Annotated in this window: 13 protein-coding genes; all 13 read right to left on the bottom strand. The window is 49.0% G+C overall.

Annotated elements, in window-relative coordinates; translation table 11 throughout:
* Positions 1-25: 25 nt before the first annotated feature.
* Positions 26-1,828 (bottom strand): M61 family metallopeptidase, encoded by a 1,803-nt coding sequence (locus Q320_RS0105405; protein ID WP_156938987.1) that lies wholly within the window; start codon positions 1,826-1,828, stop codon positions 26-28.
* Positions 1,829-1,847: 19 nt separating this feature from the next.
* Positions 1,848-3,107 carry a diguanylate cyclase gene (locus Q320_RS18565; RefSeq protein WP_051534489.1) on the bottom strand — a complete coding sequence of 420 codons (1,260 nt, stop codon included), beginning with the start codon at positions 3,105-3,107 and terminating at the stop codon, positions 1,848-1,850.
* Positions 3,108-3,292: 185 nt separating this feature from the next.
* A complete protein-coding gene (gene cysS / locus Q320_RS0105395; protein ID WP_027468162.1) occupies positions 3,293-4,684 on the bottom strand; it encodes a cysteine--tRNA ligase in 1,392 nt (463 codons plus the stop codon).
* 102 nt (positions 4,685-4,786) lie between these two features.
* A complete protein-coding gene (gene clsB, locus Q320_RS0105390; protein ID WP_027468161.1) occupies positions 4,787-5,953 on the bottom strand; it encodes a cardiolipin synthase ClsB in 1,167 nt (388 codons plus the stop codon).
* A 3-nt stretch (positions 5,954-5,956) separates the two neighbouring features.
* Positions 5,957-6,709: an endonuclease/exonuclease/phosphatase family protein gene (locus Q320_RS0105385; protein ID WP_027468160.1), complete on the bottom strand. Its 753-nt coding sequence runs from the start codon at positions 6,707-6,709 to the stop codon at positions 5,957-5,959.
* Between the two features lie 127 nt (positions 6,710-6,836).
* On the bottom strand, positions 6,837-7,202 hold the full coding sequence (gene speD, locus Q320_RS0105380; RefSeq protein ID WP_027468159.1) for an adenosylmethionine decarboxylase: 366 nt from the start codon (positions 7,200-7,202) through the stop codon (positions 6,837-6,839).
* Entirely contained in the window at positions 7,202-7,375 is a 174-nt protein-coding gene (locus Q320_RS21490; protein ID WP_156938986.1) for a hypothetical protein, read from the bottom strand. The genes speD and Q320_RS21490 overlap by 1 nt, the downstream gene beginning before the upstream one ends.
* Positions 7,372-8,859 carry a DUF4178 domain-containing protein gene (locus Q320_RS0105375; protein WP_027468158.1) on the bottom strand — a complete coding sequence of 496 codons (1,488 nt, stop codon included), beginning with the start codon at positions 8,857-8,859 and terminating at the stop codon, positions 7,372-7,374. Before Q320_RS0105375 ends, Q320_RS21490 begins: the two co-directional genes overlap by 4 nt.
* Positions 8,859-9,218 (bottom strand): DUF6404 family protein, encoded by a 360-nt coding sequence (locus Q320_RS18560; protein ID WP_051534488.1) that lies wholly within the window; start codon positions 9,216-9,218, stop codon positions 8,859-8,861. The genes Q320_RS0105375 and Q320_RS18560 overlap by 1 nt, the downstream gene beginning before the upstream one ends.
* 2 nt (positions 9,219-9,220) lie before the next feature.
* Positions 9,221-9,622 (bottom strand): GFA family protein, encoded by a 402-nt coding sequence (locus Q320_RS0105365; protein ID WP_035852353.1) that lies wholly within the window; start codon positions 9,620-9,622, stop codon positions 9,221-9,223.
* 159 nt (positions 9,623-9,781) lie between these two features.
* Positions 9,782-10,897, bottom strand: a complete 1,116-nt coding sequence (locus Q320_RS0105360; protein WP_027468156.1) for an SPFH domain-containing protein — start codon at positions 10,895-10,897, stop codon at positions 9,782-9,784.
* Positions 10,898-10,927: 30 nt separating this feature from the next.
* Positions 10,928-11,182 (bottom strand): hypothetical protein, encoded by a 255-nt coding sequence (locus Q320_RS0105355; protein WP_027468155.1) that lies wholly within the window; start codon positions 11,180-11,182, stop codon positions 10,928-10,930.
* A gap of 196 nt (positions 11,183-11,378) precedes the next feature.
* Entirely contained in the window at positions 11,379-11,780 is a 402-nt protein-coding gene (locus Q320_RS0105345; protein WP_027468154.1) for a DUF350 domain-containing protein, read from the bottom strand.
* Between the last annotated feature and the right edge of the window lie 8 nt (positions 11,781-11,788).

The raw sequence follows: 11,788 nt of genomic DNA, 5'->3' as shown, positions 1-11,788 counted from the left end.
CTGCGCCAAGGGGTAAATTGACAAATCAATGACTAAACAACATGCGCCTTGCTTTCAAAATTTCATTGCCTGCACTAGAGATAGCTTTCAAACCTACCGTATCTAAAGGGGGTAATTCTGGAAATAGCTCAAATTGCATCAACTCGTCCCTGCGAAAAGCATGTAAATGAACCGCCTGACTGGGCGCCGACATCGATAAGAATTGTTCATAATTACTTGATGTCACACGCAAACCATTCCATGCAATCAAAACATCACCCGCCGATAAACCAGCTCGCTGCGCTGGACCATCCATTCGCAACTGCGTGAGTTTAAGCCCCGCCGCATCAGCGGCGGTTTTTACACCTAAACTGCATTTTGGCGCATTGACCTTATCCAGCCAGCCACCTTTATCCGCCGCTGATATAGCTTCACGTTGCTGCCACTCAACCCCAACTTCACTGAGTAATTCACGCAGTGGCAATGCGGCAGTAGAACGTAAGCCCAATTCAAACAAAGCGCTTAAATCCAGCCCAGTGACGCGTTGCGCTAGCGCCTCCCACTCAGCCTCAGCAATACCGCGCTGCGTCGTCGCAAAATCCTGCCCATACTCCAACCAAAGCGCACGCATCACATCATCCAGTGACTGAGCGCCCTGCGTCTCACGGCGAATAGTTAAATCCAAACACAGAGCAAATAAAGCGCCTTTGGTGTAGTAGCTCACCAACGCATTCGGACTATTTTCATCTTGGCGATAATATTTCACCCAAGCATCAAAACTGGCGTCTTCTAAATGCTGAACCTGACGACCATAGCCACGCTCAACGCTCGTCGCCGTTTGTGACAACAACTCTAAATATTCAGCAAAGGTAATCAAGCCGCTACGCAGCAAAACCAAATCATCGTAATACGAGGTAATACCCTCAAAAGCCCACAATAAACGCGAATAATTTTCCTGCTGCAAGTCATAAGGCGCATAGGCCGCTGGCTTAATGCGTTTTACATTCCAACTATGAAAATACTCATGACTGCACAAACCTAAAAACTGCCGATACCCTGCCTTAATCTCAGTTTCATGCGGCAAAGGTAAATCACTGCGATTACAAATCAAGGCCGTTGATGAACGATGCTCCAGCCCGCCGTAACCGTCCCCCACCGCCAAAGTGAGAAATAAATACTCTTTAAACGGCGCAGGCGTACCAAAAAATTGAATTTGATACTCACAAATCCGCTGCAAATCACGCGCAAGACGCGGCAAATCGGCCTGATGACGCCCAGAAATCACCATTTTATGCGGCACGCCGCAGGCAACAAATTCCACAAGAGAAAAATCACTGATCTCAACCGGATGATCAATCAACTCATCGTAATTTTCGGCTTGATACACACCAAAACCCAAAGCATCGATTTGCTGCGCATTTAAAGTCGTTGCAACTCGCCAATCCGTTTGATCTGCACAAGCAATGCTCACCGTACACGCTTGCTGCTCTTGCCCAACTACGGCCAAAAACACACTAGTGCCATTAAAAAAAGCCCGCTGTTGATCCAAATAAGCACCGCGAACTGACAAATCAAACGCATACACGGTGTAACTCAGCAACAAAGGGCCTGCTACAGGCTCAGCCTGCCAGCTCGATTTAGTGATTTTTTCTAATTGCACTGCTTGCCCAGCTGACTCAGCCTGAATGCTAACAATATGCTTAGAAAATTCACGAATTAAATAGCTGCCTGGAATCCAAACCGGCAAACAAATAATTTGTCCGGCAGGATCAGGTTCGGCAATCGACAATTGAATAGAGAATAAATGAGCCGCTGGATTCAGTGGCGTAATGGTGTAATGGATTGTCATTGGCATTCTAAAAAAAAGTTTAATGAGCAAGGCCAACCTGATTTCGGCCCGCCGCTTTGGCTTGATACAGCGCACGATCAGCAGCATCAATCAATTGCTGTGCAGTCATACCGTCTTGCAATTGCGCGACTCCGATACTGATCGTCGAATGAAACTCATCCCCGCCCATACCGACTTGCGTCAGTTGCGAAAAGCTTTGCCGCAGCTCATCCATTTTTTGCGCAGCGCGCATTAGCGTTTGTTCCGACAAAATCACCGCGAACTCTTCACCGCCATAGCGCCCAACGGCATTAGGCTTGCCCATGCCGCCGCGCAGCAACCGCGACAAGCATTTAATCACACGATCCCCTACCGCATGGCCGTGCTGATCATTGACCATTTTAAAATGATCGATATCAACCATCGCATAAGACAGCATGCGAAACTCTTGATGTGCGCGAGCGACCTCTTGCTCTAGCTCTTCAATAATATGCGTGTGATTCAGTAGCGCGGTCAGACTATCTCGCGTCATCCAACGGCGTAGCTGACGATAGCGCTCGGCGGTAATCGAAACCGAAGCCACCAACTCTTCTGGCTCCATATTTTTCACCCAGAAATCATCACCACCCATGCTGCGCGCCATTAACTGCTTGCCACGATGCGTTTCGGTTGAAAGAAACACAATCGGGATTGAATCGTACTGCGTATTTTGTCGGATAATTTTGGCGATTTCATCACCAGAGCATTCCGGCATGTAAACATCCATCAGAATGATGTCGGGCTTCATACGCTCTAATTGAAAAAGCACTTCCAAGGGATTTTGGATTCGCTTCACCAGCATTCCAGCATCGGTCAAAATACTACTAGTCCAGCGCGCCACCGCTTCGGAATCATCCACAATCAAAACACGAAATGGGTCTGGGCGCAGCTGTTCTTGTAAGGCATCCAGTCGATCAATCAGCTGCTGCGAATTAAATGGTTTGGGTAGAAAATCGCTCACACCCGCACGCATCAATTCTATTTGCTCGGCCACGCTATGCGCTTCGGCCAAGAAAATAACCGGCCCTTTCGACAGTTTGCCAATCAGTGGCACGCACTGTTTGCCGCTCATCTCAGCCAAACCCAGCTCATCAATCACCACCGCAAAAGGTGACTGCGTATGCATCGCCGCCAAAATAGCGCTATTACGCGTAAATACCTGACAATCAAAACCAAACAACTGCAACTGCGTACGAATATCCTGATAGTGCTCCGCGTTGGGCGCCACAAAATAAACCATAGGCATTTTTGGTAAATTCATATTTTCCTCAAATGCAAATGGGGTAATTGCATTGTTTTTGAATAAGTACTAGTGCAAAAGTTTTATAGCAAGGCAGACAGTACGACTCAGAAATCTACAATCCAAGAAAACTTTTGCTTATCTACTTATAGACGATAGGGATCAATTTAAATGGTGAACGCAGCAATACTTTCGCCACATTAAACTTATTCACGCCGCCAAGTTGTTCCTTGCGCAGTATCTTCTAGCACAATCCCAGCGGCGGTGAGTTCATCACGAATCCGATCTGATTCGGCCCAGTTTTTACTTGCACGCGCTTCTTTTCGCGCGATGATTGCGGCTTCGATCTTATCCGCAGTCCATTCGCTATTGCTGGCACCTGCCTGTAAATAGCTTTCTGGATCACGCTGCAATAAGCCCAAGATTTTTGCCAAGGCTTTCAATAAACCGGCCGCTTGTGCGCCTTCTGCACTGGCTGCGTGTTTATTCGCGTACAGCGCCAATTCAAACAACACCGCGACCGCTTCGGTCGTTGCAAAATCGTCGTTCATCGCGGCTTTAAAGCGTGCCGCGTGCGGTTCAACCCAATCAATGACGACATCAGCTGCGGGCACGGTTTTTAGCGTGGTATACAAACGCGTGAGTGCATTTTTCGCATCGTCCAAATGCACGTCGCTATAATTGAGCGGGCTGCGATAATGCGCGCGCAGAATAAAAAAGCGCAGCACTTCAGCATCGTATTTCGCCAGTACGTCGCGAATAATGAAGAAATTACCGAGGCTTTTCGACATTTTTTCATTGTCGACATTGATAAAGCCATTGTGCAGCCAGTAATTCACGTATTGCGAACCATGCGCGCCTTCTGATTGCGCGATTTCATTTTCATGGTGCGGAAACTGCAAATCCTCACCACCGCCATGAATATCAAAATGCTCGCCCAAATGATGACAAGCCATCGCCGAACATTCAATATGCCAGCCCGGACGGCCCGCGCCCCACGGCGAAGCCCATTTTACTTCACCCGGCTCGTCGGTTTTGGCGTGTTTCCACAACACAAAATCGGCTGCATCTTGTTTATTGGTATCGATTTCAACGCGCTCACCGGCACGTTGATCGTCCAGATTTTTACGCGACAGCTTGCCGTAGCCTTGGAATTTGCGTACCGAGTAATAGACATCGCCGTTCGGCGCTGAATACGCCAAACCTCGGTCAAACAATTTACTAATAATGCTTTGCATGCCATCGATGTGATCGGTTGCACGCGGCTCATGATCGGGACGAATAATGCCCAGTGCGTCAAAATCTTCATTCATTGCCGCGACAAAGCGCTCGGTCAAAGCGCCAATCGGCTCACCGTTTTCAGTCGCACGCTTGATAATTTTGTCGTCAATATCAGTGATATTGCGCACATGATTGACCTGAAAGCCCGACTCACGAAACCAACGCGACACCATGTCAAACACCGTCACCATCCGCGCATGACCAATATGACAGTAGTCGTACACGGTGATCCCGCAGACATACATATTCACCACACCGGGCGTAATGGGTTTGAATTCCTGCTTTTCGCGGGCGAGGGTATTGTACAAAGTGATCATAAATAGCTCGTTTCTGATTTGAGCGAATATTCTACCAAAGCTGACCTGCTTGCTCACGCTTGATTTAAGCCACAAAGCTTAAAGCGACTCAGCAATAGCGCCTCATTCCAAATACTTTCGCCCGCCATAACCGGTAATACCTAGCATCAGGCGTACCAAGCCATAGCAAAGCCAGACCAGCCAGCGCAGTGCAAAACTCGCCGTTTTGATGTGTTCTGGCAAAACTTGGACTGCATCTTGCTGCAAATGCAGTTGAATATCGGCACGTAGTTCGGTCGCAAACGCGGCATCTCGCACTAATAAATTCGCTTCGCGTGCCAGCAGCAAACTAAATGGATCAATATTACTCGACCCCACCGTCGCCCATTCTTGATCGATCACGGCCACTTTGGCGTGCATAAAACCGCTTTTATATTGGAAAATATCAACCCCAGCGCTGAGTAGTTTTTGGTAATACACCCAGCTGGCGTATTGCAATAAGGCCTGATCGCGTTCATCTTGCAGCAACAGCACTACATTCACACCGCGTTGAGCCGCCCGTAACAAGGCTTGCCGCAGACGCACCCCTGGCAAAAAATACGCATTAGCGATGATAATTTCATCTTTGGCCGCATCAATCGCCGCAATATACGATTTTTCAATTGCACGGCGGTTGCGACCGTTATCTCGCACCACCAAACGAGCTACTGAATCACCCGCAGCCGCCACAGATGTTGCAATCGTCGAATGAAAAAGCTGCTTTTTTAATTGCACCCATGAGGTATAGCGCCATTGCCGTGCTAGGGTTTGTTGAATATCGGCGACGACAGGGCCTTGGACTCGCACCGCATAATCGTAACGCGGCACTAAACCCAGCCCATCGTCATCGGCGAGCAGATTAATCCCACCAACAAAGCCCACACGGCCATCAAAGCAGGATAATTTTCGATGCAAGCGCCGCAAACGCGCGCGCTTTAGTGAAAAACGGCTAATTTCTGGCCGAAAGAATAAGAAATACACACCCGCAGACTGCATTTGCGCACGTAATTCAGCGGGGAAATTTTTTGCGCCAAAGCCATCAGCCAAAACACCGACCTTTACACCACGCTGCGCTGCGGCAATCAAAGCAGCCACAATTTGCAAGCCGATTTCATCAGGCTCAAAAATATACGTTTCCAAGCGAATTTCGATGCGCGCCGCGTTAATTTCCGCCAATAAAGCTGGAAAAAACTCCGCGCCGTTGCGCAGCAAACTGAGTGCATGACCAGACTGCCATTCAGTGTGATTCATCGCTTAGGGCTCATGCGCCATCACCGCATACAAAGGCGCATGATCCGACAAGCTACGCCACGGTGCGCCAACCAACACGTCGGCTGATTGAATCGTAAATCCGCGCGTATAAATTCGATCCAGCGAGAAAAATGGCATGCGCGCTGGAAAACTGCGCGCATGCGCACCGTGCACCGCTTGAAACGCCTCATTCACACCCAATTCGCCTTGCAAAATAGCGCTCACTTCGCCACGCCAATCATTAAAATCCCCTGCCAAAACCAGCGGCGCATCCAGAGGAACTTGCTCAGCAATTGCCTTCACCATCAACTGCAATTGCTTGCGCCTATCCGACGCGCGTAAATTGAGATGCACGCAAAATGCATGCAAAGGCTCATTCCATAATGGCAAATCCAATTGGCAATACAGCAAACCGCGCTGCTCGAAGCGATGCAAAGTTAAATCATGGTTGCTGCGATGTAAAATTGGATATCGCGACAATAGCGCATTGCCGTGATGCCCCAATTGATAATGCGCGTTACTACCGTAGGCGGAAAACAACATATCACCCGCCAAATATTCATGCTGCGCATCACTCGGCCAGGTCGAAATTTTTTTCGCCAAATGCTGATGCGCGCCCTGCACTTCCTGCAAAAAAACCAAATCAGGATCTAAAGATTTCAAAGCTTGCCGCACGCCATGCAATACAAAGTGCTGATTCAGTGGCGACATGCCTTTGTGGATATTGTACGAAGCCACTTTCAGAATTCGACTCATTCTTGGCCTCCGAAAAAATACGAGAACAAAACAGGATCACAGATTAAATTATGGTATAGCCATGCAGGCTTTATTAATAAAGGGCTACAAGCCAATACATCAAAAATCGTAATGTTTACTTTACTACTTAGATAGACAGACCACGCTGCACCATTTGAATGGTTTGGGTTTCGCTACGCAGTTTCAATTGTAAAAATTGCAGCGCCAAATCAACTTGCGCTTGGCCGCACATAAATAAATCGATCGCCGCATAGCCATGCTCAGGCCAAGTATGAATACTCATATGCGACTCCATCAACAGCACAACACCGGTCACACCTTGCGCCTCGCCGAAATGGTGAAAATGCGAATTCAGCACCGTCGCGCCAGCAGCGTTAGCGGCGCCCAGCAAACAAGCTTCAATCAAGACAGGGTCGGCCAATTGTGCGGCGTCGCCACCGTACAAATCAGCCAAAACATGCCGCCCCAAAGGAGAGGGTGATGGGTTTTGCATTATTTATGCCCACCGCCAGAACTCCAACTACCGCCACTCGACGACGAATAGCCACTTCCCCAGCCACGCGAACCGCTACTACTTGAGCCGCTGGAGCTACACGACGACAAATTAATTAAACTGCAAATTGTCACAATCGCAATGCAATACAGGCGATATAAACCCTTATTCATTCCTCATCCTCACCCGACTTTAGCGGCAAACGAATCAGCCACACAGCCAAACCCGTCCAAAATAGACTACCGATCACATTCGACCCAGAAAACGCCAACGGCACATTCAGCACCAGCAAGCCAATAATAAACAGCATCGACAACGATTGATTACTGCTCGAAGCGCCGCCTGAGCTGCTTTCCGGCGTAATGACTTTGGCTTTACCAAACCATTGCTCGATCAATTGATTGGGGATTTTTTTTGACTTGGACCAAACGACCTCAGAACTGCTTTTTTCTTTACACAGCCGCTCGCCATTATTCTCATACTCGGCGCACGTGACGCGATCACCGACGCTCACGCGCCAATTAAATGCACCCGCGGCGTACGTTACTTTCGCCGCATACGCATCGTACAATTTGCGGTATTTCACGCCGCCCAGCGTCGCCTGCGCATCCACGTAGCTTTCGGGCAATTGATTGAGCACCGTCACGCGATACCAACCATCGTTGGCCTCAACCAGCCAGAAAAAGCCTTTTTGTGCGTTATATAACAAGTACTCAGTCCAGCTTGAATCCGCGTCGTTGATTTCTTCCTGCTCAATCAAGCCGATAATTTTCCAATTCACGCCATCAATCGTTGCGCTATCGCCCACATCCAGCGTCGCGTGATATTGCTCGGCGGCAGTATGTTTTTCCAGCACCAGCGCTTTATCGCCCGAACAATCGACGCTAGAACCGCAAGCTTTACAAACGATTTGCGTGGCAACGCCAGCCTGATACTTCAGCGGACTACCGCAACTTGGGCAATCCAGCACCGCGCCCGTGCCTTTGAGCCGCCCGGCGCTGGCTAAAATCGTATCGCTATCGCGCAGAAACTCCGCTTTAAGCTCTGGCAAGGTAACGGCTTGGCCGACATACACAGTGGGGTTGGGCTTAAACAGCGTGATGTCGGAAAAATCCAGCGTTAAAAAACGATCACCACTACGACAATCAACCACTTTGGCGGCATAACCTTGCCCGACCGCAAACGGCAATTCGCCTTGCCCACCGACGCACTGCGCAGTGCGCACATCGGTAATAATGAAGCTGCGCCCGCCGTGTTCGTAACGCATTTCTGGTTGTAGCGACTCGAAAGCAAAATCAGGTTTGGCTTCCCTGACTGTTTCGACAAGGGGCAGCGTAAACATATACTGCCCTGATGTATCGGCCAGCCAGCCTTGCTGGCCGTCGTCGAAGGACACATACCACTCGTTCCACAGTCCAGCCCCATAGCGCAGCTGAATCCGCCCCAGCACCGTAAACGCACGCCCAGCGAATACACCCGACGCACCGATTTGAATCGGCGAGTAATCCTCTAGTACCTTACCGATTTTGCCGATGTCTTTGACTTCATCGGCATTACGCAACACCGTGCTCTGACAATACTCACAAACGGCAATCGCCGAAATCGTCGAGCGGAATAGAACTTCAGCACCACACGAGGGGCAGGCGGTACGAAACATTAGAGGCTTTCCCAGCTAGGTAAGTTATATTTTTTTGCCGAGTAAACAACGGACGCCGCCATGCCACAGCCAAATAAAACACCGGCCAAGAGCGCAGAAAAGAAAGTCACACTGAATGGCGCATCTTGCTTAGACCACAAAAATAGCCACATCATTGACCCCCACGCCACAGCAAAGTAGCCGCCAAAAAGAACTGCATTTTCCCATGCAGAAACAAAGTGTGGCGGTTTGATTTTCACACCTAAAGCCCAAAAAATCCGTGTAATTGGCGGCAAATAGTTACTTTTCCAAATACCGGTTTGCGCCAGCACATCCAGCGCGACCGCTTTTTTACGTTCAAATTCGCTTTCTTCGCTCATTCTTAACTCCTATTGCTCTGCCATTCGGCAAACACAGGTACATCAGCAGCTAGCCACGGCACATCATGCGAAGTCCAAATATGCTGTTCTGGCCTAATTTGCGGATCATCATCCAAAGTGGCCACCCGTAAAACCCACAGCGGGCGACCTTCTTTCTTGGCTAATAAATGACTACCGCACTGCGAACAAAAATAGCGTATTTTTCCAGGAGACGATTCAAAGTGACTCAATTGATCTTCACCACTCAACCAACGAAACGCATCAGGCTGCACGCCTGCTGCTGAATTAAACGCGGCAGCATGTGTTTTGCGGCAAGTCACGCAATGGCAGTGAGAAATACCACCAGCCAATTCATCGACTTCATAAGTGACTGTTTTACAGGCGCAACTACCTTGCAATGGCATACACAACCCTCAACACTATTTCGTGGGAGCGGGCTTGCCCGCAAGAATGAATCTCTTAGCCCATCTCAAAGTAGATCGGATGAACCGTAGGCGTTATCCGAGACGATCACAATGCGTCGGTTAACGCTTTGCTCATCCGACCTACGTTTCGCACATCTATTACCCCAATAGCTTTTTCAATACTTCCGCTTTGGCGCTATCGTAATCCGCTTGCGAAATCAAACCTTGATCGAGCAGGCCTTTGAGTTGGCCGAGTTTGGCTTGTGGGCTGTTTGGATCGATGGCGACCGCTTGAGTCGTAGCGGCAGGTATTGCTTGCTGAGAATTACCAGCAATCACACCTACACCCATACCCCCATCAATACCAGCCCCTACGGCAACGCCAGCTTGCGGCGCAGCTTGAGCACTTGGATTGAGCGCTGTATTCATCGCCCCAGCCATCATTTGCCCCATGCCAACACCTGCCGCCAAGCTAGCACCAATTCCCGCCATACCGCCTTCATTTTGCGCAGCGAGTGGAATTGCATTTGCCGTTTGATATTGGGTGTACTTACCCATATCGCCGATCATGCCCATCGTAATGCGGGTGTCGATGGCTTTTTGTAATTCTTCTGGCAGCGAAATATTCTCAACGGCGAAGTTATCCAACTCCAAACCATATTTGGCGAAGACGGGGATCAAAGCCTCAGAGATTTTTTGCCCCATCAAACCTTGATTGCCGGCCATATCCAAGAACGGCACGCCCGAACCACCCAAGGCGCTGGTCATTGTCGAAATCACCAGATTACGCAATTGCAGCTCTAGGTCGTCCCGCGTATAGACTTCACGCGTACCGCTGATTTCGCTGAAAAACAGTTTCGGATCGACCAGCTTGTACGAATACACGCCAAACGCACGCATCCGCACCATGCCAAAATCAGCATCACGAATCGTAATCGGCTGCGGTGTACCCCATTTGCGTCCCAATTGCAGCCGCGTACTAAAGAAATACACATCCGATTTAAACGGCGATTCAAACAGCTTGTCCCAGTTCTTCAGGTAAGTCAGTACCGGCAGCGTTTGCGTCGTGAGCTTATACATGCCAGCGCCAAACACATCGGCGATTTGACCTTCATTCAGAAACACGGCCATTTGCGATTCACGCACGGTGAGGCTAGCACCGTACTGAATTTCAAAATCGGCCATCGGGTAGCGATAAGCCAATACGCCGTCGCTATCCTCATTCCACTGCAGGATGTCAATAAACTGCTTTTTAATAAATGAACCGAAACTCATGATGAACTCCAATGTGCTGATGGCGATGTATTACAAACGATCCGATTGATCTAAGATTTTAACCAGTGCATTCAACTTTCTATTTTCTTGCCACAAAGCCCAAGCCAACAAAGCAATCAACACACCCGATGAGGACGCCTGTGCCTGAGGTAAAACCAAGGCAATAACAGCATGCAAAACAGCAGCGCCGAGCACAAATGGAATCAGCAATGATTTTCTACGGATACGCTGAAATGCTTGCGCGGTTCGCTTTGATTCAATTTCTAAAATACTTGGCTCTGACATATTCACTCCATTTTGTATGCTTCATAAGATGGTAAATCAACGATCAAAACCAAGCCTGAAAGATTCCGCTTAGTAAATCCAAACCCGACTCCAAACCAAAATCTAAAGCCTCTTCAAGCAGATCTGAATACCACGGCTCTTTTCTCTCATCTTGCTGATTCATCGCGCATCTCCAAGTAATAAAAGATCAGCTTACTTAAGACAAACACCCCGCATTAATCACCCCCACCGCAAGCGAAATACCCCCAGCCAGTGTACCCACGGCGAGATTGTTTTCCATGATCGCCTGCGGCATACCCTTGATGCAGCGAGCGAGTACGGCATACACCAAGATTTGAATCAGGCCAGCTAATGCACCCCACAACACGAAATAACTCAATTGATTGACATGCAAAGCACTGGACGCCAATGCCAGCGAAAAACCAATCAAGGCGCCAGCAAATGATAGTGCGGCAGCGGTACAGCCTTCGCGAACCAGTGCCAACTCGTCGTAAGGCGTGATTTTGATATAGAGCAGCGCAAACAGCACCAGCAGCGCAATGCCGCTGGCGAGATAACTAAAATAGGCGATTAATGCAGGGAGGTAACTGGCTAACATACGTCATT

Source organism: Deefgea rivuli DSM 18356, assembly GCF_000620145.1.
GTDB lineage: Bacteria > Pseudomonadota > Gammaproteobacteria > Burkholderiales > Chitinibacteraceae > Deefgea > Deefgea rivuli.
This window is presented reverse-complemented; position numbering and strand designations above follow the sequence as displayed.

Coding starts and splice junctions, on each gene's coding strand:
- Q320_RS0105405 (WP_156938987.1), bottom strand. CDS start 1,828: ATGACAATCCATTACACCATTACGCCACTGAATCCAGCGGCTCATTTA.
- Q320_RS18565 (WP_051534489.1), bottom strand. CDS start 3,107: ATGAATTTACCAAAAATGCCTATGGTTTATTTTGTGGCGCCCAACGCG.
- Q320_RS0105385 (WP_027468160.1), bottom strand. CDS start 6,709: ATGAGTCGAATTCTGAAAGTGGCTTCGTACAATATCCACAAAGGCATG.
- Q320_RS21490 (WP_156938986.1), bottom strand. CDS start 7,375: ATGAATAAGGGTTTATATCGCCTGTATTGCATTGCGATTGTGACAATT.
- clsB (WP_027468161.1), bottom strand. CDS start 5,953: ATGAATCACACTGAATGGCAGTCTGGTCATGCACTCAGTTTGCTGCGC.
- Q320_RS18560 (WP_051534488.1), bottom strand. CDS start 9,218: ATGAGCGAAGAAAGCGAATTTGAACGTAAAAAAGCGGTCGCGCTGGAT.
- Q320_RS0105360 (WP_027468156.1), bottom strand. CDS start 10,897: ATGAGTTTCGGTTCATTTATTAAAAAGCAGTTTATTGACATCCTGCAG.
- Q320_RS0105345 (WP_027468154.1), bottom strand. CDS start 11,780: ATGTTAGCCAGTTACCTCCCTGCATTAATCGCCTATTTTAGTTATCTC.
- Q320_RS0105355 (WP_027468155.1), bottom strand. CDS start 11,182: ATGTCAGAGCCAAGTATTTTAGAAATTGAATCAAAGCGAACCGCGCAA.
- cysS (WP_027468162.1), bottom strand. CDS start 4,684: ATGATCACTTTGTACAATACCCTCGCCCGCGAAAAGCAGGAATTCAAA.
- Q320_RS0105375 (WP_027468158.1), bottom strand. CDS start 8,859: ATGTTTCGTACCGCCTGCCCCTCGTGTGGTGCTGAAGTTCTATTCCGC.
- speD (WP_027468159.1), bottom strand. CDS start 7,202: ATGCAAAACCCATCACCCTCTCCTTTGGGGCGGCATGTTTTGGCTGAT.
- Q320_RS0105365 (WP_035852353.1), bottom strand. CDS start 9,622: ATGCCATTGCAAGGTAGTTGCGCCTGTAAAACAGTCACTTATGAAGTC.